Here is a 20,793-nt window from a genome sequence, read left to right on the forward strand (position 1 = left end):
ATTTTAGTGTAAAGTTAATCATCAAAAACTCCTCCGCAATCAAGATGTTTAAATAAACTCATCCGATCATGAATGACCCATGAAAAACCAGACAAAAAAATCCCTCTTCTTTCGAAAAGGGATTTATTATCATAGCAAAGTTTGATATTGCATTAAAGACTTCTGACTTCCATCATCCACCTTCCGGCAGTTATCACACTTTAATTTCTACGTCTACACCTGAAGGAAGTTCTAACTTCATCAGAGCATCTACCGTTTTAGAAGAAGAAGAATAGATATCCATCAATCTCTTATGAGCAGAAAGTTGGAACTGTTCTCTAGCTTTTTTGTTAACGTGCGGAGATCTCAATACCGTGAAGATCCTCTTGTTTGTTGGCAATGGAATAGGTCCGTTTACAACAGCACCGGTAGCCTTTACCGTTTTTACGATTTTCTCAGCAGACTTGTCTACCAAGTTGTAATCGTAAGATTTTAGTTTTATTCTGATTCTTTGTGACATTTCTTTACTTTAAAAAATTAACCTTTTGCTTTAGCAATGATATCTTCCGCAACGTTTTGTGGAGTCTGTGCGTATTTCTCTAATTCCATAGAAGAAGTAGCTCTTCCTGATGAAAGTGTTCTTAGAGTGGTTACATATCCGAACATTTCAGAAAGTGGAACTGAACCTTTGATTACTACAGCACCGTTTTTCTCTTCCTGACCGCTGATTGTACCTCTTCTCTTGTTAAGGTCACCAATAATGTTACCCATATATTCTTCCGGAGTTACAACTTCCAGTTTCATAATAGGCTCCATAATTACCGGCTTCGCAGCACGTCCAGCTTCTTTAAATCCTATTTTAGCAGCTAATTCGAAAGAAAGTGCATCAGAATCCACCGCGTGGAAAGATCCGTCTTTAAGAACAACTTTAATACCTTCAACTTCGAAACCGGCCAAAGGACCGTTCTTCATTGCAGCTTTAAAGCCTTTTTCAATAGCAGGAACAAATTCTCTAGGAACGTTACCACCTTTGATTTCGTTAACGAATTCAAGACCGATTTTACCTTCTTCAGCAGGTCCTAGTTCAAATACAATGTCAGCAAATTTACCTTTACCACCTGATTGTTTTTTGTAAACTTCTCTGTGGTTGGCAACTTTTGTAAGATTTTCTTTATATTCAACCTGAGGCTGTCCTTGGTTTACTTCAACTTTGAATTCCCTTCTCATACGGTCTACAATGATATCCAGGTGAAGCTCACCCATTCCGGAAATAATTGTTTGTCCTGAAGCTTCATCAGTTCTAACCGTAAACGTTGGATCTTCTTCTGCTAATTTAGCCAATGCATTACCCATTTTATCCTGGTCAGCCTTAGTTTTAGGCTCAACAGCAATACCGATTACCGGATCAGGGAAAACCATCGATTCAAGAACGATTGGGTGTTTCTCGTCACACATTGTATCACCTGTCTTAATGGATTTGAATCCTACCGCTGCACCAATGTCTCCTGCTTCAATATATTCTACAGGATTTTGCTTGTTAGCGTGCATCTGATAGATTCTTGAGATTCTTTCTTTATCTCCTGAACGCGTGTTCAAGATATAAGAACCGGCATCTAACCTTCCAGAGTATGCTCTGAAGAATGCCAGTCTTCCCACGAACGGGTCAGTAGCAATCTTAAACGCTAAAGCGGCGAACGGCTCGTTTACGTCTGGTTTCCTTGTGATTTCAGCATCCGTTCTTGGGTCAGTACCTTTGATATCATCTTTATCCAAGGGAGAAGGAAGGTATTTACATACGGCATCCAACATAAACTGTACTCCTTTATTTTTAAATGAAGAACCACAAGTCATTGGGATAATGGATAAATCGATAGTCGCTTTTCTAAGAGCTTCGTTGATTTCGTCTTCAGAGATAGAATCCGGATCTTCGAAGAATTTCTCCATCAAAGTATCATCGTAGTCAGCCACAGCTTCTACTAATTTCTCTCTGTATTCCAGAACTTCATCCTTCATGTCTTCAGGAATCGGCACTACTTCAAAAGTAGCTCCCTGTCCTGCTTCATCCCAGATGATCGCTCTGTTTTTAATTAAGTCTACAACACCTTTGAAATCTTCTTCAGCACCGATTGGCAAAACGATTGGAACTGCATTTGATCCTAACATCGTCTTAACCTGGTTTACCACGTTAAGGAAGTCAGCACCCTGTCTGTCCATTTTGTTTACGAATCCCATTCTGGCCACTTTGTAGTTGTCGGCAAGTCTCCAGTTTGTTTCAGACTGAGGCTCTACTCCATCTACGGCAGAGAATAAGAATACCAATCCATCCAATACTCTTAAAGATCTGTTTACTTCTACGGTGAAGTCAACGTGTCCCGGGGTATCGATGATATTGAAGTGATAAGGTTTAGTTTCTGGTAAAACTTTCCCTTGATCTGTTGGAAAGTTCCAAGAACAAGTCGTTGCAGCAGAAGTAATGGTAATCCCTCTTTCTGCTTCCTGCTCCATCCAGTCCATTGTAGAAGCACCATCATGTACTTCTCCAATTTTGTGATTCACCCCTGTATAGAATAAAATCCTTTCTGTAGTGGTGGTTTTACCGGCATCAATGTGTGCAGCAATACCAATATTTCTTGTAAATTTAAGATCTCTACTCATTTCTAATTAGAATTTAAAGTGTGAGAAAGCTTTGTTAGCTTCCGCCATTTTGTGAGTATCAGATTTCTTTTTGTACGCAGCACCTTCTTCTCTTGAAGCAGCTACCACTTCGTTAGCCAATTTCAAAGCCATAGACTTATCATTTCTCTTTTTAGAGTAGCTAATTAACCATTTCATTGCCATAGAAATTTTTCTGTCAGCTCTGATTGGCATAGGAATCTGGAAGTTTGCACCACCTACTCTTCTGGAACGTACTTCTACGTGAGGCATAACGTTGGTTAATGCATCTTTCCAGATTTCAAGGGCCGTTTTTTCAGTTTCTCCTTTTTTAGTTTCTACGATGTCTAAAGCATCATAGAAAATTTTGAATGCAATTGACTTTTTACCGTCAAGCATTAGATTATTTACAAATCTAGTTACCAATTGATCATTAAATTTTGGATCTGGTAACAACGGTCTTTTTTTCGCTTTTGTCTTTCTCATTGTTTCTGTACCTTATTTAATGATTATTTTTTCTTTCCTTTTGCCGGTGCAGCTGGTGCCTGACCTGGTTTTGGTCTCTTAGCTCCATACTTCGATCTTCTCTGTGTTCTTCCATTTACACCTGCAGTGTCTAAAGCACCTCTTACGATGTGGTAACGTACTCCCGGTAGGTCTTTCACCCTTCCGCCTCTCACCAATACTATCGAGTGCTCCTGAAGATTATGTCCTTCGCCCGGGATGTAGGCGTTGACTTCTTTCCCGTTAGAAAGTCTTACCCTTGCAACTTTTCTAAGTGCAGAGTTAGGTTTCTTAGGAGTGGTAGTATATACTCTCGTACATACCCCTCGTCTTTGTGGACATGAATCAAGGGCAGCCGATTTGCTCTTCTTGGCAAGCGTGGCTCTTCCTTTTCTTACTAATTGTTGAATAGTAGGCATTTAATTGCTTTTATTTTAGGGTGCAAAAATAATAATATTTTTTTAATTTACAAGCAGTTATATAGAAATAATCTTATTTACTAAAAATTAACACACAAGAACTTGCATTTAGTCAGCAATTGTAACCTGAACATTTTTGTTCCAATTAAATTTCTGATATTTACTAGTTCAATGTGGTATCAGGAATATCTGCGCTTCCAATTCATGTAAAATTTTGAAAATTTATATTAAGGCTATCTTCAAATTAAATATATTTTAAGAATTTCAAAGATAAGTATCATCAATCATGAAAATATAGTTTCGGCATGATATTTACTAAATTTATACTGTAAAAAATAAACTGTATGAAAAATGCCAATATTATAGGTCTGCCGGAGGCCGACTGTGAGAAAATCGCTGAAAAACTCAATATTCTTTTAGCTAATTATTCTGTTTTTTATCAGAACACGAGAGGGTCACACTGGAACATTAAAGGAGACCAGTTTTTCACTTTGCACCCTAAATTTGAAGAGCTCTACAATAGCCTTGTTCTTAAAATCGATGAGATTGCCGAAAGAATCCTGACCTTAGGAGCAACTCCAGCCCATAATTATTCTGATTATCTAAAGGTGGCCACCATTAAGGAAAGTCAGGAAGTAAGCGACGGAACCAAAAGCGTTGAAATTATTTTAAACTCATTCAAAGTAGTGATTGACCTGCAGAGAGAACTTCTGGAAATTACAGACGCTGCAGGAGATGAAGGAACAAATTCTCAGATGAGCGACTACATTACAGAACAGGAAAAAGAAGTCTGGATGTATAATTCTTACCTTGGAAAGTAAATAAATTTACTTTAAGATTAAAAAAATCACCTTACATTTAGGTGATTTTATTTTTAATAATTATATTTGCGTAAAAATTACACAATAATGCAGGAAATACGACTGAACTCAATTTTAGATAATGACTTTTATAAGATTACCATGCAGAATGCCGTGGTAAAGTTATTTCCCTCTTCCATCGTGAAGTACGAATTCATCAACAGAGGAAAACATCAGTTCCCGGAAGGTTTTGATGCGGCACTCAGAGAAGCCGTGAATAAAATGGCTGAGCTTACCTTAACCAGAGAAGAAAAAAAATTCATGGCAAAAACCTGCCCGTATATTGATCTTCCCTATCTCGATTTTCTTGAAGGCTATCATTATGATCCTTCTGAAGTAAAAATCCGTCAGGAAGGAGGCGAACTTTCCGTAGTGGTTGAAGGACTGTGGTACAGGACCATCCTTTGGGAAGTGCCTTTATTGGCCCTAATCAGCGAACTTCATTATGAAATCAATCACATGGAGCGGGACCCTAATGAGGTTGTGATGCATAAAACGCTTGACAAAGCAGATTCACTAGCAAAACTGGGAGTGACATTTGCAGAGTTCGGTACCCGGAGAAGGCATTCTTACAAAGTTCAGAATCTGGTCATGGAAGCTTTAAACCAGAAAAAAGAATCTACTTTTATAGGCAGTTCAAATGTACATTTCGCTATGAAATACGGAGTAAAGCCTATAGGAACCCACGCCCATGAATGGTTTATGTTCCATGCAGCAGAGTACGGCTTCAAAATGGCCAATGAGCTGGCCCTGGAGCATTGGGTCGATGTATACAGGGGTGATTTGGGAGTTGCCCTTTCGGATACTTATACCACCGACGTTTTTTTCCAGCAGTTTGACAAAAAATTTGCAAAGCTTTTTGATGGTGTCCGTCACGACAGCGGAGATCCGCTTGAATTTGCAGATAAAACCATTGCCCACTACCAAAGGCACGGAATCAATCCTTTATTTAAATACATCATTTTTTCAGACGCTTTAAATTTGGAAAAAGTAGAAGAAATTACCAATTACTGCAGGGGAAAAATAGGAATCTCATTCGGAATAGGAACCAACCTTACCAATGATGTCGGCTTAAAACCTATGAATATTGTAATGAAACTGATCGGGGTACAGGCTCCAAACAAAGAATGGATCCCAACCGTAAAACTTTCCGATGAACATGGAAAATATACCGGAGATCCCAAAATGATTGAACTGGCAAAAGAGTTTCTAAGAATAAAAGATTAAGCAGCATAGCTATATATAAGCAAAGCTCAAATTAATTTAATTTTTTATCAAACAGTAGTGATTATTTTCATATTTTAGCTAATACATTAAGATTATTAATCTTATTATGAGAACATTATAAACAGAGTCATTAATCACTAAAAAATTAAACCATGAAAAAAATCAATTTGACTAAACTTTCCAGACAATCACTTAAAGATGTTTTCGGAGGAACACTTCACCCTGCTTTGGAGTGTTATTCCGACGGACAATGTGCCCGATACGGAGAAGCACTTATCAGATGTCCAGACGGAACCACTTCAATGACCAATTACTGGTGCATGGGCGGAAAATGCATGATCAATACAGGATTTTGTCCTCCTATTGAAATTACAGGACCCGTTTTGGTGCCATAAAAATAACAAAAATCAGACTTTATATTACCCAGTGAGCCTTTCCGGCTCACTTTTTTTTGCAGATGATTTCTATATCATCTTTTAAAAATTAAAAACAGAAGAAGTTTTGAAGAATCAGATTGAAAGATTTTCAGCAACCTAACGGCATTAAAAAGGTTTCCCGTAAAACAAATCAGCTATTCTTTTTGTAATTTTGAAATATGGAGATGATATATTTAATAACCGGATGTATTTTAGGAGGAATTATGGGTGCAGTCATCCTGTATTTCATGTTGAAGTCATCCATGGTTTCCAGGAGCTCTTATGATGAACTGAATAACCTGTACATTAAAAACAATGCAGATGCGGAAAATTCTTGTCAGAAAATACAGGAATTATCTCAAATCATTATTAAGGAAAAAGAGTTCAGCTTACAGCAGTCTGATCTTCTGAATGATCTTAAAAATGAATTCGCAAAAATCTCTGCGGAATATACCTCTTTGAATATCCAGTTCCTGGAACAGAAGCACCTGAGCTCCAGGCAAAATACACAGATCGAAAATCTATTGACAGAAAAACAGCATATTTTTGCTAAAAACGCTGAGCTTTCCGCTATCAATCAAAGCTTGCAGAAGTCCCTCGAAACCCAGAAATCGGAAATCAGCAAGATTCAGGAAGAATCAAAGATGCAGTTTGAGAATCTTGCCAATAAAATCCTGGAAGAAAAAACAGAAAAGTTCACAGCTCTGAACCAAAACAACTTAAAAAATATTCTCGAACCTTTCCAGGAAAAGATCACCGACCTGAAAAACCGCGTCAATGAAGCCTATGAAAAAGAAAACAAAGAACGTTTTTCACTTGCGGAAAAAGTAAGGGAGCTCGCCGAACTGAACCAGCAGATCTCGGAAGATGCCAAAAAACTGACCCGGGCCTTAAAAGGCGAAAGCAAAACCCAGGGAAACTGGGGCGAGATGATCCTGGAAAGTATCCTGGAAAAATCCGGGCTGGCAAAAGGCAGGGAATATTTTCTGGAACATGAGCTCCGCGACGAAGACAACAAAGCACTTTTCTCAGAATTTTCAGGGAAGAAAATGCGGCCCGATGCCGTTATAAAATATCCGGACGAAAGGAATGTGATTATTGATTCCAAAGTTTCTTTAACCGCATTTACCGAACTGGTTGATGAGACCGATCAGGATATTTATTTGATAAAATTAAATCAGCACTTATCTTCCGTTAAAAACCATATCAGCCAATTGAGCCAGAAAGCCTATGACGATTACGGAAAATCCCTTGATTTTGTGATGATGTTTATCCCAAGTGAGCCCGCTTATATCGCAGCCATGCAGGCAGACCAGAATCTCTGGAATTTCGCGTATGATAAAAGGATATTGTTGTTAAACCCAAGCAACCTTATTACTTCATTAAAACTGATCGCCGACCTCTGGAAACGTGAATACCAGAACAGGAACTCTATGGAAATTGCAGACAGAGGAGCAAAACTCTATGATAAATTCGTAGGCTTCGTTGACAATTTAGAGAAAGTCGGAAAAAATCTGGATCAGGCCAAAAATGTATACAATGAGGCATACAAACAGCTTTCAACAGGAAATGACAATCTAGTTACACAGACGCAGAAATTAAAATCGTTAGGCATAAAAAACAAAAAGGAACTTCCGCAGAGCCTGATTGAACAATCCCAGATCCCTCATGATATATCTTAGTAGAAAAAAAATTTCAAGATAAGAATCCCGGTTATCGATCGGGATTTTCGTTGCTTAAAATCCAATTTAAAGGATCTTAAAAATAATTTTACATAATTTTGCAGAATGTTAATAGAAAGTTTTCAGAACGAAAAGGTAAAACACCTTACCCGACTTCTCACAGATAACAGATTCCGTAAAAAATCGGAAGTCTTTGCGGTAGAAGGCCAGCAGGAGAATGAGCGGGCCCTGCAATTCGAATTTGAACCTGTAGAATTTTTCATCTGCGAAAAAATATACGATAAAGAGCTTCCAAAAGGAAAAGTCCATCTGATCAGCGAAAAGATATATGAAAAAACGGCCTACAGAGGAAGTTCTGAAGGCATTATCGGAGTTTACAGAATAAAGGAAACCGATATTTCTTCATTTGCACCCAAAGAAAATGCTACGGTAATTATTGTTGAGGGCGTGGAAAAGCCGGGAAATTTAGGCGCCATCCTGAGAAGCTGCGAGGCGTTCGGAATTGATGCGCTTATTGTTTCGGACGGCAAGACAGACTTTTATAATCCTAATGTAATCAGATCTAGCGTAGGCTGTCTGTTCGGGATGGAGGTATTTCAGGCTGACAATCAACAGACTTTTGAATACCTGCAGAGAAACAACTTCATTATTTATACGACGATAATGGATGAAACGGCAGAAGATCTTTCCAAAAGGGATTTCAAACAGAGATCCGCAGTTTTATTCGGGACGGAACATTCAGGGCTGAGTGATTTCTGGATCGGAAAAGGGCGCAATACATTAATTCCGATGGCCGGCAGCATTGATTCTCTGAATCTCAGCAATGCCGTGGCAATTACCTGTTATGAAGTGCTGCGGCAGAAGAAAGACTAACTATAGCATTACTTGTCGTCAATTAAAATAAAAAAAACCGTTCCACTGAGTGAAACGGTTCTTATTTTTAAAGCTTTGCTTTAATTATTTTTTAGTAGCAGCTTCTTCTTTTTTCTCTTCAGCTTTTACTTCTTCTTTAGCAACTTTAGCATCAGCTTTTACTGAATCAGTAGTAGCGTTAGCAGTAGCTTTTACTGAATCTACAGTAGCATCAGCTGTAGAATCAATAGCGTTAGTAGCTGAATCAGCAGTAGCGTTTATTGAATCTTTAGATCCTTCAGTAGTGTTAGCTTCAGTTTTTTTACAAGCAACTAGAGAGATTGCAGCGATAGCAGCTACGAATAATGACTTTTTCATAATAAATTAAATTTAATTTTGTTAATATTGTTATATAAATCTTTTTCCTGTTCTGTTATTTGAACAAGACAAAGGTATAGCAGATAGAAAATTTGTTTATGAAAAATAATTGTAATACCTTTGTAAAATAGATTTACAAGTAAACACTACTGATAATCAATAATTTAATTATTCAACAGTAAATTGACAGATTTAGATTTATTGCATTTTGAGCAGCTGAAAAAGGATGTACAGGCTCAATATCTGAAAGAACACACTCCTTCCTACGATGATATTTCGAAATGGAAGGGGATTGATATCATATACTTCCAGGAAGACCTCCGTAAAAAAGCCAAAGGCAACATCAGCGAAAAATCTTTTTATACATATTTTAAATCATCACCGGTTACCAAGCTTCCAAGAATAGACATGCTCAATTTACTGAGTATCTATGCGGGATACGAATCGTGGTATGAGTTTAAAAAGCAGCATCTTTTCTCTGGAGAACTGCTGCAGGATAATGAAGAATTATCTGAAGATGATATCTTGGAACTGACAAAAACAGTGTCTACATCAGAGGATCTTCCCCAAAATGACATTTCAGACACAAACACACAAACTAAAGCTTCCGAAATCACCGATTTACAAAAATCAATAACTGAAAATCAATACATTAATCAGAAATCAGGGAGTGATACAATCGCTGATATTAAACCCGTAAAAAAGACTAAAAGCTTTTTTCAGAGAAGTGCCTGGATCTTTCTGACATCAATTTTAATTATTATTACAGGACTTTTGGGATTTAAAGACACTATTTTTTCCAAAACCTATAAATACTGCTTCAGCGATGCAGACCGGGGAGCAGGTGTATTGAATATCCTTGAAATAAAGGTGATCAAAGAAAACGAATCGCCTATCCTTTATAAAATAAAACCTGGTGAATGTTTTTATTATTCCACAAAAGATAAAAACCTGAAAATGCAGATCAGCGCTCCATTCTATGAATACCTGGAAGTCAACAGAAGCCTTGAAAATGCACCGGATGAGGAAATGATTGAATTGAAGCCGGACGATTATAAAATGGCTGCCTATTATTTCTCCATTAAAGATGTAACCGGTGCCCCGAAAGAGGAACAGCTCGCGCTTATTAAGCAGAAAAGAAACCAGCTTGAAAATCTGATCAGCAACAATGCGGTCATCTATCAGGTATATGACAACAGTACTTATGGAATTGAAAGACTTGATAAACAAAAGTATATTACACTCGTAACAACCCCTACTACTTCACTTAAGAACCTGAGTGTAATAGAAATGAGAAAGGACAATAACGGAAAGATCATCTCCATTAAATTTAAAATTGCAACCACAGATGAAAATAATAAATAACTTTTTAATTTTTGCCCTGTTATTTCTTGCATTGGTTTCATGTAATAATAAAAAGACAGAAATAAGCGATCTGGATAAACTCAGAAACAGCAATAACACAAAAACCTATCCTGCGGTACAGATGGACAGCGCGCAGGCCATTAATCTGATTACCAGACAGAAAGTACAGGAACTCCTGGATTTGTCTACATTATATCTTTCAGGAAACAGAAATACGGAGATTGATACCGTGATCTATTCACAGATGCAGAGCTACTTCCATAAACCGGACAGTTTAACATTCAAAAAATTATTCCGTGAACTGGACAGCTTGAAAGTAAAAAGCGTAAAAGTAAATAACCTGGAGGTGTATAAAGATTTTTACAATAAGGACACCCTGGATTTTGCTAAATTCAGCGTGGAATATTTTGATAACAAGAACCGGTCACTGGGATCTTTTGAGAAAAATGCTCAATACATTCTGGTTTCTACCCCCAATACCAACAGAGAATTTAGATTCTTCTTTCTAGATTTTTATTCCAATCCTTTACTGAAGAAAGATAGTATATCTGTAGGCGTAACCAAATAGTCAAGCGAAATATCCTGTTCCCAGACATCATCGATATTTTCATCGGGGTTAAAATAATTAACTCCGGTTTTTTTTGAATTTTCTGAAATATTCTCAAAAAAACCGTCATAGAAGCCTTTGCCGTAACCTACCCTATTCCCTTTATCATCACAGTATAGCAAAGGAGTAATTACATAGTCAAAGTCAGAACATCCTGAATCTTCATCAGAAACCGGCTCCGAAATGCCCCAAGCATTGGTTTCAAATTTCGTATCCATAAAAATCTCAACGGAAATCAATTTCGTATCTGCAATTTTAGGGACAAAAACCCTGATATGATGGCTTAAAAAGTAATTGATAAATAACCATGTATCAATTTCCCTGAACTTTTCAATCGGAATAAAAACATGAACCTTCTTGCCTGTAACGGGTTTGAAATAATCAACGAAATTCTTAAAAACCTTTTCGGACAACAGGAAAGCCTCATCAGTAGACAAGGCTTTTCTTTTCTGTGTATACTTTTTTCTAAGCTCCGCTTTTAACATGGTTATCAGGTGTTTTCAGCCTGCACTATTTTATATAATTTATCCGATAAACGAACCCTGAACGGAAGTTCAAAAGTAATCTGATCGCCTTTTTTTGCCGTTTCACAAGGTCCTCCGTTTGCGAAAATTGCAGTGATCATAACTTCCTGCTCACCGGTCGTAGGACCTGAAATAAGCACTCTATCCCCTACCGAAAGTTCTTTGCTTTCAATCAAGAACTGGGCAATTTTTGATTTTGTGTAATAATGCTCTGCCTTTCCCAGCAGGACTTTTTTAACCGCTATTTTTTTACGGATATTTTTTGTAACCGCTTTTGCCAAAGGCCGATCGGGCAAATCACCGGACTTTTTGAATTTCAAAGCATCAGATTTCCCCTTTCTGAATACTTTATTTCCTACCTGTAATCCTTTTCTTAATTCCACCTGTTCCTCCCAAGGCAAATGGATGGTCTCCAGACAGTTTTCTGAACAGCAGTTTTCCATGGCGGCTTTGCATTCATCACATTGGATAAACAATAAATGACATGCATCATTGGCACAATTGGTATGGTTGTCACAAGGCTTGCCGCACTGATGACACTGTGCGATAATATCGTCTGTAATCCGTTCGCCTAACCGGTGGTCAAACACGAAATTTTTTCCAATGAATTTACTTTCGATCCCTTCTTCTTTTATCTGACGGGTGTATTCAATAATCCCGCCCTCTAACTGGAAAATGTTTTTAAAACCCTGATGCTTAAAGTATGCACTGGCCTTTTCGCAACGGATTCCGCCAGTACAGTACATCAACAGGTTTTTATCTTCTTTAAAATCCTTTAACTGCTCATTAATAACCGGTAAACTTTCTCTGAAATTTTCCACGTCAGGCGTAATCGCTCCCTCAAAGTGGCCGACCTCACTTTCATAATGGTTTCTGAAATCCACTACAATTGTATTGGGATCTTCCAGTAAATTATTAAATTCCTGAGCTTTTAAATGGATCCCTTTGTTGGTTACATCAAAAGTATCATCATTTAAACCGTCGGCAACAATTTTATGCCTGACTTTTATCGTTAATTTTAAAAAGGAATGATCATCCTGTTCAACCGCTACATTCAAGCGGATGCCTTTCATAAAATCGTATACTTCCAATGTATCTCGGAAAGCTTCAAACTGGTCTGCAGGAACACTCATCTGAGCATTGATCCCTTCATGGGCCACATAAATACGTCCCAGGGCATCCAGAGCATTCCAGGCTATAAATAATTCGTCGCGAAATTTTTTGGGATCTTCAATTTTGGCATACGCATAGAAAGACAATGTAAGGCGTTCCTTACCGGCTTCATCAATAAGCTGAGCTCTTTCTTCTGCGCTTAAGGTGTTATACAGTTGCATGCTATAAACGGTTTAAGTGAGAAAAATTTTTGCAAATATAATAATTTTTTCATTGCTGCTTATCCAATAGAATACTGAGTTATTTCAGCACTCCATTTAACTTTCTTTATGACAATACATCCTATATATGACATTTTGTCTTTAATAAATTTTTAATATCTGTTAAAAGCATTTTTAACAATTATGACATAATGTATAAAGTATTGCTTATCCTGTTAAATTTTAGTTAAAAATGAAACAATACAGAATAAGTATCTACTTATTTAGCATTAAATTTGTTTACAATAAAAAGAATTTAATTCATATAAAAAACAATAAGAAAGATATACAATGAAGAGTACTTTAAAAAAACTATTACCATTTGCTGTAGTAGGCGTCATGTCAGGAGCTACTACTGTTGGAACACTACAATATTTAAATCATGATTCCGCCAACGGGGATCAGTCTTATTTTACCAAATCGGCACCCAACGTTTCTTTTGCGGGAATGAATTCTGCAGCAGTAGGTGATGATTTTGTGAAAGCTGCCAAAACAACAGTCCCTGCGGTGGTAACCATTAAAAATTATCAGTCAAGATCAACCAGCAGAGCGTCGGAACAGGATCTCTTTGATTTCTTCTTCGGAGACCCGCTTGGGGGAAGAGGGCAGCAGAGACAGAAACAGCAGATGCCGGACAATATGCCTTCAGGCATGGGATCAGGCGTTATTATTTCACCGGACGGCTACATTATTTCCAATAACCACGTTGTGGCAGGCGCCAATAAGCTGGAAGTGGTTTTAAGCAATAAAAAGTCTTATATCGCAACTTTGATAGGCACTGACCCCAATACGGATATCTCCTTATTAAAAATTGAGGAAAAAGGATTGCCCTATTTAAATTTTGCCAATTCAGATAATATCGAAGTGGGACAATGGGTACTTGCTGTCGGAAACCCGCTCGGCCTGAACTCTACCGTAACAGCCGGTATTGTCTCTGCAAAAGGCAGGGGAATCGGAATTCTGGGTTCACAGGGGAAAGCAGCCAACCCGATTGAAAGTTTTATCCAGACGGATGCAGCCATTAATCCGGGCAACTCGGGAGGTGCTTTGGTAAATACAACCGGGGATCTTATCGGGATCAATTCTGCAATCCAGTCTACGACCGGATATTATCAGGGGTACGGATTTGCCGTTCCTTCAAACCTAGCCAGAAAAATTGTTGAAGACATTAAGAAATTCGGAATTGTACAAAGAGGATTCCTCGGCGTAACTTCTCTGGATTTATCCAACGATATGCAGGTTGCAGGGTACAATAAACAGAACAAAACCAATATCAAAGCCGGATCCGGTGTTTACGTAACAGGATTTGGAGATAACAGCGGTGCCGCAGATGCAGGCATTAAATCCGGTGATGTGATCACCAAGATTGACAATACTGCTGTTACCGATTTTGCAGACCTTTCTATTGCCATAGGAAGCAAGCGTCCGGGTGACAGAGTAATGGTAACTTATTTGAGAAATGGTAAAGAAGCGACTGCTACAGTTACTTTAAGGGATCAGAAAGGAGGAACGTCTGCCAGAACGAAAGCTGACCTCAGCGTAACCGAAAAAATCGGCGCCGAGTTTAAACCGCTGGATGAGAGGTTTAAAACCGACTACGGATTAAACAGCGGTGTTATTGCCACCAATGTTACAGAAGGAAGCGAGATTGCCAAAATCGGGATTGTAGACAATTATATTGTGGTCGAGATCAACGGTAAACCTGTTAATTCACAGAAAGATGTTGAAAAGATCCTTGATAAATATTCAGGCAACGTATCGGTAAAATTCGTAGATGCTTACGGGCAGATGTATACGAGAGGTTTTAAAATGCCTTAATCAGACAAATAACTAAACTTCACTTCATATCAATGAAAACGCTGCACATTTATTCAAATGGCAGCGTTTTTTTATTTACTTATTGATTCTTTCAGCAATCCTCCGTTTCTTTTTACGCTCATATATGACTTCTACAATTTTACCCCCCATCCACGCAAAAGGGAAAAAGGTAAGAAAAATAGAAATCTTATAGAATGTAGGATGATAAGGAAAAACGATAACATCCAGCATAGCTATAAACAACATGATGAAACCGATGAGAATAGCATAGGCTACTTTGGCATATTTTACAATGATAGCCGTTACAACTCCTCCGATGGTAGTTCCCAATCCGGAAACAAATAAAAGGAAACCAAAGAAAGCATCATCATGCTGCATGGTCTGAAGGAATTTTTGCCAGTGCTCAAAGGGAGCAAAAGCTTCAAAAGTAACCCATTGCGGGAATACTCTTATACCAAGAGTGATGATAAGTCCGGCAATTCCCAGACCTACAATAACCGCAATTGTATTTCTTAGAAAATTCATTAATCCTGGTGTGCGATCATGGAAATTTCGATATCAACATTTTTTGGCAGGCAGGAAACCTGCACTGTTTCACGGGCCGGATAGCTTTCGGCATCCAGGTACGAAGCATAAATATCATTCATTACCGCAAAATCATCCATACTTTTAAGAAAGATGGTTGCTTTTACCACATTTTTAAAAGTCATACCGGCTTCCGTAAGAATAGCTTCAAGGTTTTTCATTACCTGGTGCGTTTCTTTTTCAATACCCTCTACCAGTTTACCGGTTGCGGGGTCTACAGGAATCTGTCCGGAGATGTATAACACACCGTTTGCCATATTGGCTTGCGAATAAGGCCCGATTGCTGCAGGAGCATTAACCGTGTTGATTATTTTTTTCATTAGAATTTATTTTGGGTGCAAATATAAAATTTATATTCTATTTCCATACCAGATATCAAATCTGATGCTAGAATGGTGCATTAGGCTGGGTAAAACTTCTGTCTTTGTATTTTAATGCATCACTTAAGATGTTGGCCTTGATCCCGATAAAGAAATCATAGACTTTATACTGACCGAAAGGAACCCAGTTGAAATTGATGGTAAAACTCCGCTGGTCTCTTGAAAAGCCGATCCTTGTATAAGCCAGCTGCTGGGTGACCATATCATAATGCGTACTGCCGTTGATATTCCAGAAAGGCGTAAGCTTTAAGCTTCCGTCCAGCCCTACCGAAGCAAGCCTTGTCGGTGTCCTTGAAGCGGAACTTTTCGTGAAGGCATAATTGGCATTGATGTTTAAAGTCCAGGCCTGGTCGAAATGGGCATAATTATCATCATCAAAATAATAATTTTCATTCCTGATCTCTCCTTTTGCCTTGTATTTTTTTGCGTAATCCGTTTTTTCACCGAATATTTCGCTGCTTAAAGGATAAGACATCTGAACGTTGAATCCCTGTATTCCGAAACCTCCGAAATCTTCGGTTCTGATTCCGGTTTCCTGATTGGGCAGGTAAAGCACTTTATACGGGTCTAAAGACAAACTTGTATTGACACTTAATTTATTATCAAAGAAAGAAGACTGTCCGTTGATTGTAATGATGGACCACGGATGGTCTTTTGCCGCAAAGTTATAACTTCCGGAAAGGTTCAGGGATTCGAAAATCTTCAGTTTCTTTACGCCTGTCGAATCACTTTTAGACTTCACTTTCATTTCGATATTATTCCCGATATTGAATCCTAAAGCACCTACCATCCCGCTGGTCGGGCTTCCTATAATCCCCCCTTCAAAAATGGAATACGGAGTCAAAGCCCCGCTGGCATCATAGTAATTCCTGAAATACCCGAACCCTGACCCTCCGAAATCGGGAGAATAGGTAAATCCTAAACTTGGGGTCATCATGTGCCTGATGGCTTCAATGGCAGATCCTTTTTTAAATTTCAGCATGCCATATAATGTTGTCTGAAGACTGGCCGTAGTGGAAAAGGTAGAATATCCTGAAATCCCTTTATTCGTTTCGGTAACTACTTTATTCTGGATAGGGTCATAAAATTTATCGGCCGTTTTGGTGGTTAAGGCATTGTCAATATTAGCGCCTAAACTGAATGTAAAATATTTGGCTACCGTTGTATTGGTTCCTAAAGCAATATTGTTCTTCAGGCCGGTCTGCATTTTTTCCCACATGGCTGCCGTAAAAAGCTCACCTTCGTCCGTCTGCACGTAATTCGTTAAATTCAGTCCTGTGTTTACCGTGATGTTTTCCAATAAGCCCTGCCTTACTCCGGTTTTTGACTTAAAGAGATAAAACTGGTTGATGGCCACATTCATCTGCGGCAGACGAAGATCCGACAATCCTGTCGCAAAATTCTGCGAGTAAGACGTTGTTCCGGTAATCGTGGCCGGTAATTTCAAAAACCTTTTAGTAATAGTAACTGTAGAATTTTGCTGGGTATTTAGTACATTCTGGTTGAGAATGTAATTATTATTTAAAGTATTGTTGTAAAATTTGGTGCTTACAATATCTACCGAAGCTGAAAACGTCAGAAACGGATTGGCTTTCGTATCCTGGGTATGTCTCCAGGCAATCCTGTAGGTACTTGTTTTTCCGTAATCATCCAGCCCTTTGATCCCGCGTACGGCGGTTCCCACATCTGCCGAAAAGTTCCCGGAATACCGGTATTTCTTTACATAATTCATTTCCGGCCTTAAGTTCCAGCTCCCTTTCGTATAAATATCTGCCAGCACTTTCAGGTCAAAATGTTCGCCGATGGGCTGATAATAGCCCAGGCCATTCAGGAAAAATCCTACATCCTGCCTTTCTCCGAAACTCGGGATCAGAATACCGGCAGACCTTTTATCTGAAAAAGGCAGAATGGCAAAAGGCATAATCAAAGGAGTCGGGACCTGTTCAATATACATCTGGATCGGTCCTGAGATAATCGAAGATTTATTCTTTGTTTTGACCAATTTGATGTTTGAGGCCCGAAGATGATAATCTGCTGCCGTATCTTTTTTCTTGATGAAATAATCGTCGGTGGTATAATTAGCCCGTCTCATCGCAAAAACGGAATCATTATATTTTTTTGTTTTTTCTGCAACAATTACCCCTTCGCTTTCCTCCGTTCTGGCATTGAACGCAATAGCCTGCTTGGTCTTGGTATTGTACTGAAACTGGTCGGTTTCATATTTTTTGCCGGCCTGGGTAATTACTGCCGGTTCTATAAATTTCCCTAATGAATCCTGCTTACCCCTTGCAAACATGAGGCTTTTTTCTTCATCAATAGAGATATAATCTGCATCAATCTGCACATCCTGATACTTTACCTGGGCATTTTTATTCAGATAAATCATTTTTTTCTGAAAATCTCTTCTGTTATAGTCTGCTTTTGTCTGCATGACATCTTCCAGAGATTCTTTTTTCAGGACAATGGTATCTTGCTTGGAAATAGTATCGTTAACCACATTTTCGGTCAATTTTTCAGGAGTCTGCTGTGCTAAAAAATTGTTAAAAATTAGGATAATTAAAATTTGTAATATATTTTTGGAGACGGTTTTGGCCAATTTTTTTTGTTATATTTATGATATACAATTAAGGCCCAAAATTAATATAATTTTTAACACTGTAAGATGCACAAAGTAAATTTTAAAATAATTTTATCATTTCTCCTTATTCTGTTCAGTAACTTTATTTTTTCACAGAAAAAATTTATCGTTGTTTTAGATGCCGGACACGGGGGAAGCGATCACGGAGCCAACAGAACTTATTCCGATATAGGAAGGATCGCTGAAAAGGATGTTACCCTTGCGATTACCCTGAAAGTAGGCTCAATGCTTGAAAAGAACAAAGATTTTAAAGTAATCTACACCCGAAAGATTGATGAATACCCTTCCCTGTCAGACCGAACAAACCTGGCCAACAGGAGCAAAGCAGACCTTTTTGTATCCATTCACTGTAACTCATCGAAAAAGCCGACGGCTTATGGAACGGAAACATTTGTGCAGGGGCCGGACCAGAACGACACCAACCTGGAAGTCGCCAAGAGAGAAAATGACGTGATCTTCCTAGATGAAAAAGACAAGCAGACATTCGGTTCTTATGATCCGAGTTCACCGGAATCTTTAATTGCCTTAAAACTTCAGCAAAGCAGATATCTTGAATCCAGCCTGCTGTTAGGAGGACTGGTGGAAAACAATTTTGTCAATAAAGACAAAAGGACTTCAAGGGGGGTATTTCAGAAAAACCTTCACGTTCTCCGTATGAATGCCATGCCTTCCGTGCTTATCGAAACAGGATTTATCAACCACCCGGAAGAGAGCCATTATTTAGCTTCCGAAAGAGGACAGGACGAAATCTCAGAAAGTATTTACAAAGCTATTATCGATTATAAGAAAGCCGTGGACAGAAAATCCGGTACGTCTTACGTTGTGAAGAAACCTGATCCCGATAAACTGGCTGAGGTGGCATTAAAGAATGATTTCAGAATCCTGCTGTTAAGTTCACCTACCAAATATAATGACGGCGATCCGGCTTTAAAAGGACTGAATTACATATTGCCGATCAAAGAAAACGGACAGTATAAATATTATTACGGCGTAACGAATCTGGCTTCTGTAAGGGATATCAACATTAAAACGGCTAAAGATGCAGGATTCAGAAATGCATATGCCGTAGGGTTTATGCCTAATCAGAAAATGAATGCCGGATATTATACTGTCGAAGTTTATTCCGGGGACAAACTGAATGGCAATTCATTTATCATGCAGACCCTGAAAGATGTGGAAAGAAATAAGGAAAGCGGCGTCTTTTATTATACTTACGGAAAAGCGTATACCCTGGAAGATGCTGTGAAGCTCCAGAAAGACATTGAAGCTAAAGGCATTAAGAATACGGTGATCCAAAAAGTTTTTAAATAATAAAAATAATTTTGAAGTTAAAAAGTTAATGGCTATTTTTGCAACCTCAAAATTTGGCCTATTCGTCTAGTGGTCAGGACTCAAGGTTTTCATCCTTGCAACAGGGGTTCGATTCCCCTATAGGCTACGCGATCCTACATTTAAAAGCCCTTTTACAGGGCTTTTTTGTTTTTAATTACGATAGGTCATAAACAATGGTATATTAAAGATTTTAAAAAAACAAAAATAATTTTAGCCTTGACAGTCATCGGACAATTTTTAATATGCAGATTTAGAAACAATTGACAGCCGACGAGTAATAAACAGACAGATATTGAGAATAAAGTGACATTATTTTAGTGAATAATCTTTTTTTAATATCAGAAAAATATTATATTTGCACCGTCTAACAGAGGCATTAAGATATCAACGGATAGAAAGCTGTTTACCGGCTGTATTTCAGGAATCTTGATGGTCTGCAGGATACCAAATTTCAGATCATGCCGGATTTAAAAATACAGGAAGCAAAACTGCTTTTTAAGAAAATCCACTCTAGTCCGAAAAGTTACGATTTAAAGATCAATGAAGACGGAATAACAGGCAGTGATGATAAAATAAGTTTCAGACTTTACAGGATAGGTGAAAGAGTCGATTTTGAAGTAACGATTGATGGGTTTACCTTCACCAATACCACCGGAGAATGGAACAATGCGATGGTTATGCTGAAAAGCACCATCAAAAAATTAGAAAGAGAAGAAGAGAATATTAAAATAGAACAGGCAATAGATAAACTCAGAAAATATTTATCCAACGAAAATTAATTTTTTTAAAAAATAATTTGGTAGATAAAAAAAAAGTTTTTACTTTTGCACTCACATTTGAACGATATGGCAAATCATAAATCAGCATTAAAAAGAATCAGACAAAACGAAGTTAGAAAAGTTCGTAACAGATATTACCACAAGACTGCTAGAACAGCAATCAAAGGGTTAAGAAATGAAGAAGATAAAACTGTTGCTGCAGAACAACTGCCAAAGGTTATCGCTTTATTGGATAAATTAGCTAAGAGAAACATTATCCACAAAAACAAAGCGGCTAACTTAAAAAGCAAATTAACTAAGCACGTTAACAAACTGGCTTAATAAAGTATAGATGGCCCGTTCGTCTATCGGTTAGGACCTCAGATTTTCATTCTGGTAAGAGGGGTTCGACTCCCCTACGGGCTACTAATTTTAATTACTGCT

The 20,793-nt window shown here is 38.1% G+C and carries 21 protein-coding genes and 2 tRNA genes; 13 read left to right on the top strand and 10 right to left on the bottom strand.

Annotation, left to right across the window (positions count from 1 at the left end; translation table 11 throughout):
- Nucleotides 1-193: 193 nt before the first annotated feature.
- The 4 genes from rpsJ to rpsL are packed head-to-tail and all read right to left on the bottom strand — an operon-like array spanning nt 194 to nt 3,554.
- On the bottom strand, nt 194-499 hold the full coding sequence (gene rpsJ, locus H561_RS0111930; RefSeq protein ID WP_002661363.1) for a 30S ribosomal protein S10: 306 nt from the start codon (nt 497-499) through the stop codon (nt 194-196).
- 17 nt (nt 500-516) lie between these two features.
- Entirely contained in the window at nt 517-2,634 is a 2,118-nt protein-coding gene (gene fusA, locus H561_RS0111935) for an elongation factor G (RefSeq protein WP_027387225.1), read from the bottom strand.
- Nucleotides 2,635-2,640: 6 nt separating this feature from the next.
- A complete protein-coding gene (gene rpsG, locus H561_RS0111940; protein ID WP_027387226.1) occupies nt 2,641-3,117 on the bottom strand; it encodes a 30S ribosomal protein S7 in 477 nt (158 codons plus the stop codon).
- A gap of 23 nt (nt 3,118-3,140) precedes the next feature.
- Complete coding sequence (rpsL, locus tag H561_RS0111945) at nt 3,141-3,554, bottom strand: 30S ribosomal protein S12 (protein ID WP_027381287.1); 414 nt, start codon at nt 3,552-3,554, stop codon at nt 3,141-3,143.
- 344 nt (nt 3,555-3,898) lie between these two features.
- Between rpsL and H561_RS0111950 the strand changes: the two genes are divergently transcribed.
- The 5 genes from H561_RS0111950 (at nt 3,899) to H561_RS0111970 (ending at nt 8,612) form a co-directional block, all read left to right on the top strand.
- Entirely contained in the window at nt 3,899-4,375 is a 477-nt protein-coding gene (locus tag H561_RS0111950; RefSeq protein WP_027387227.1) for a Dps family protein, read from the top strand.
- Between the two features lie 87 nt (nt 4,376-4,462).
- Entirely contained in the window at nt 4,463-5,641 is a 1,179-nt protein-coding gene (gene pncB / locus H561_RS0111955; RefSeq protein ID WP_027387228.1) for a nicotinate phosphoribosyltransferase, read from the top strand.
- A 152-nt stretch (nt 5,642-5,793) separates the two neighbouring features.
- Nucleotides 5,794-6,036, top strand: coding sequence for a hypothetical protein (locus H561_RS0111960; RefSeq protein ID WP_027387229.1), 243 nt, complete (start codon nt 5,794-5,796; stop codon nt 6,034-6,036).
- A 200-nt stretch (nt 6,037-6,236) separates the two neighbouring features.
- On the top strand, nt 6,237-7,739 hold the full coding sequence (gene rmuC, locus H561_RS0111965) for a DNA recombination protein RmuC (protein ID WP_027387230.1): 1,503 nt from the start codon (nt 6,237-6,239) through the stop codon (nt 7,737-7,739).
- A gap of 105 nt (nt 7,740-7,844) precedes the next feature.
- Complete coding sequence (locus H561_RS0111970; protein ID WP_027387231.1) at nt 7,845-8,612, top strand: TrmH family RNA methyltransferase; 768 nt, start codon at nt 7,845-7,847, stop codon at nt 8,610-8,612.
- A gap of 84 nt (nt 8,613-8,696) precedes the next feature.
- Here the strand turns inward: H561_RS0111970 and H561_RS0111975 are convergent, their stop codons facing one another.
- Entirely contained in the window at nt 8,697-8,969 is a 273-nt protein-coding gene (locus H561_RS0111975; protein ID WP_027387232.1) for a hypothetical protein, read from the bottom strand.
- 183 nt (nt 8,970-9,152) lie between these two features.
- Here H561_RS0111975 and H561_RS0111980 point away from each other — a divergent pair, with 183 nt between their 5' ends.
- Together H561_RS0111980 and H561_RS0111985 are read left to right on the top strand one after the other, a co-directional pair.
- Nucleotides 9,153-10,334 carry a hypothetical protein gene (locus H561_RS0111980; RefSeq protein ID WP_027387233.1) on the top strand — a complete coding sequence of 394 codons (1,182 nt, stop codon included), beginning with the start codon at nt 9,153-9,155 and terminating at the stop codon, nt 10,332-10,334.
- On the top strand, nt 10,318-10,902 hold the full coding sequence (locus H561_RS0111985; protein WP_027387234.1) for a hypothetical protein: 585 nt from the start codon (nt 10,318-10,320) through the stop codon (nt 10,900-10,902). Before H561_RS0111980 ends, H561_RS0111985 begins: the two co-directional genes overlap by 17 nt.
- Here the strand turns inward: H561_RS0111985 and H561_RS0111990 are convergent.
- Together H561_RS0111990 and trhO are read right to left on the bottom strand one after the other, a co-directional pair.
- Entirely contained in the window at nt 10,848-11,426 is a 579-nt protein-coding gene (locus H561_RS0111990; protein WP_027387235.1) for a 5-formyltetrahydrofolate cyclo-ligase, read from the bottom strand. The two genes, H561_RS0111985 and H561_RS0111990, sit on opposite strands and share 55 nt — an antisense overlap.
- A gap of 5 nt (nt 11,427-11,431) precedes the next feature.
- Complete coding sequence (gene trhO, locus H561_RS0111995; RefSeq protein ID WP_027387236.1) at nt 11,432-12,799, bottom strand: oxygen-dependent tRNA uridine(34) hydroxylase TrhO; 1,368 nt, start codon at nt 12,797-12,799, stop codon at nt 11,432-11,434.
- 330 nt (nt 12,800-13,129) lie between these two features.
- Here trhO and H561_RS0112000 point away from each other — a divergent pair, with 330 nt between their 5' ends.
- Nucleotides 13,130-14,656, top strand: coding sequence for a trypsin-like peptidase domain-containing protein (locus tag H561_RS0112000; RefSeq protein WP_027387237.1), 1,527 nt, complete (start codon nt 13,130-13,132; stop codon nt 14,654-14,656).
- Between the two features lie 75 nt (nt 14,657-14,731).
- Here H561_RS0112000 and H561_RS0112005 read toward each other — a convergent pair whose 3' ends face one another.
- The 3 genes from H561_RS0112005 to H561_RS0112015 form a co-directional block, all read right to left on the bottom strand.
- Entirely contained in the window at nt 14,732-15,181 is a 450-nt protein-coding gene (locus H561_RS0112005; protein WP_027387238.1) for a hypothetical protein, read from the bottom strand.
- The gene (locus H561_RS0112010; protein ID WP_027387239.1) at nt 15,181-15,561 is read right to left on the bottom strand and encodes a RidA family protein; all 381 of its coding nucleotides are present in this window, start codon (nt 15,559-15,561) and stop codon (nt 15,181-15,183) included. Before H561_RS0112010 ends, H561_RS0112005 begins: the two co-directional genes overlap by 1 nt.
- 67 nt (nt 15,562-15,628) lie before the next feature.
- Nucleotides 15,629-18,217: a putative LPS assembly protein LptD gene (locus H561_RS0112015; RefSeq protein ID WP_027387240.1), complete on the bottom strand. Its 2,589-nt coding sequence runs from the start codon at nt 18,215-18,217 to the stop codon at nt 15,629-15,631.
- Nucleotides 18,218-18,283: 66 nt separating this feature from the next.
- Here H561_RS0112015 and H561_RS0112020 point away from each other — a divergent pair, with 66 nt between their 5' ends.
- The 5 genes from H561_RS0112020 to H561_RS0112040 all read left to right on the top strand — a co-directional run bounded on the left by H561_RS0112020 (nt 18,284) and on the right by H561_RS0112040 (nt 20,775).
- Entirely contained in the window at nt 18,284-19,570 is a 1,287-nt protein-coding gene (locus tag H561_RS0112020; RefSeq protein ID WP_027387241.1) for an N-acetylmuramoyl-L-alanine amidase family protein, read from the top strand.
- 55 nt (nt 19,571-19,625) lie between these two features.
- Nucleotides 19,626-19,697 (top strand) — tRNA-Glu (locus tag H561_RS0112025).
- A gap of 352 nt (nt 19,698-20,049) precedes the next feature.
- Nucleotides 20,050-20,370: a hypothetical protein gene (locus tag H561_RS0112030; RefSeq protein WP_027387242.1), complete on the top strand. Its 321-nt coding sequence runs from the start codon at nt 20,050-20,052 to the stop codon at nt 20,368-20,370.
- A gap of 66 nt (nt 20,371-20,436) precedes the next feature.
- A complete protein-coding gene (gene rpsT, locus H561_RS0112035) occupies nt 20,437-20,691 on the top strand; it encodes a 30S ribosomal protein S20 (RefSeq protein ID WP_027387243.1) in 255 nt (84 codons plus the stop codon).
- 12 nt (nt 20,692-20,703) lie between these two features.
- Nucleotides 20,704-20,775 (top strand) — tRNA-Glu (locus tag H561_RS0112040).
- Nucleotides 20,776-20,793 lie beyond the last annotated feature (18 nt).

The sequence above is a fragment of the Chryseobacterium gregarium DSM 19109 genome, from assembly GCF_000430845.1.
In the GTDB taxonomy this organism is placed as follows: Bacteria; Bacteroidota; Bacteroidia; order Flavobacteriales; family Weeksellaceae; genus Chryseobacterium; species Chryseobacterium gregarium.

Bases quoted from the DNA above. Each gene is read 5' to 3' on its own strand.
- H561_RS0111975 (WP_027387232.1), bottom strand. From the start codon at position 8,969: ATGAAAAAGTCATTATTCGTAGCTGCTATCGCTGCAATCTCTCTAGTT.
- rmuC (WP_027387230.1), top strand. From the start codon at position 6,237: ATGGAGATGATATATTTAATAACCGGATGTATTTTAGGAGGAATTATG.
- trhO (WP_027387236.1), bottom strand. From the start codon at position 12,799: ATGCAACTGTATAACACCTTAAGCGCAGAAGAAAGAGCTCAGCTTATT.
- H561_RS0112020 (WP_027387241.1), top strand. From the start codon at position 18,284: ATGCACAAAGTAAATTTTAAAATAATTTTATCATTTCTCCTTATTCTG.
- H561_RS0112030 (WP_027387242.1), top strand. From the start codon at position 20,050: ATGCCGGATTTAAAAATACAGGAAGCAAAACTGCTTTTTAAGAAAATC.
- H561_RS0111970 (WP_027387231.1), top strand. From the start codon at position 7,845: ATGTTAATAGAAAGTTTTCAGAACGAAAAGGTAAAACACCTTACCCGA.
- rpsJ (WP_002661363.1), bottom strand. From the start codon at position 499: ATGTCACAAAGAATCAGAATAAAACTAAAATCTTACGATTACAACTTG.
- rpsG (WP_027387226.1), bottom strand. From the start codon at position 3,117: ATGAGAAAGACAAAAGCGAAAAAAAGACCGTTGTTACCAGATCCAAAA.
- H561_RS0111950 (WP_027387227.1), top strand. From the start codon at position 3,899: ATGAAAAATGCCAATATTATAGGTCTGCCGGAGGCCGACTGTGAGAAA.
- rpsL (WP_027381287.1), bottom strand. From the start codon at position 3,554: ATGCCTACTATTCAACAATTAGTAAGAAAAGGAAGAGCCACGCTTGCC.
- H561_RS0112005 (WP_027387238.1), bottom strand. From the start codon at position 15,181: ATGAATTTTCTAAGAAATACAATTGCGGTTATTGTAGGTCTGGGAATT.
- H561_RS0111960 (WP_027387229.1), top strand. From the start codon at position 5,794: ATGAAAAAAATCAATTTGACTAAACTTTCCAGACAATCACTTAAAGAT.
- H561_RS0111985 (WP_027387234.1), top strand. From the start codon at position 10,318: ATGAAAATAATAAATAACTTTTTAATTTTTGCCCTGTTATTTCTTGCA.
- fusA (WP_027387225.1), bottom strand. From the start codon at position 2,634: ATGAGTAGAGATCTTAAATTTACAAGAAATATTGGTATTGCTGCACAC.
- rpsT (WP_027387243.1), top strand. From the start codon at position 20,437: ATGGCAAATCATAAATCAGCATTAAAAAGAATCAGACAAAACGAAGTT.
- H561_RS0112010 (WP_027387239.1), bottom strand. From the start codon at position 15,561: ATGAAAAAAATAATCAACACGGTTAATGCTCCTGCAGCAATCGGGCCT.
- pncB (WP_027387228.1), top strand. From the start codon at position 4,463: ATGCAGGAAATACGACTGAACTCAATTTTAGATAATGACTTTTATAAG.
- H561_RS0111990 (WP_027387235.1), bottom strand. From the start codon at position 11,426: ATGTTAAAAGCGGAGCTTAGAAAAAAGTATACACAGAAAAGAAAAGCC.
- H561_RS0112000 (WP_027387237.1), top strand. From the start codon at position 13,130: ATGAAGAGTACTTTAAAAAAACTATTACCATTTGCTGTAGTAGGCGTC.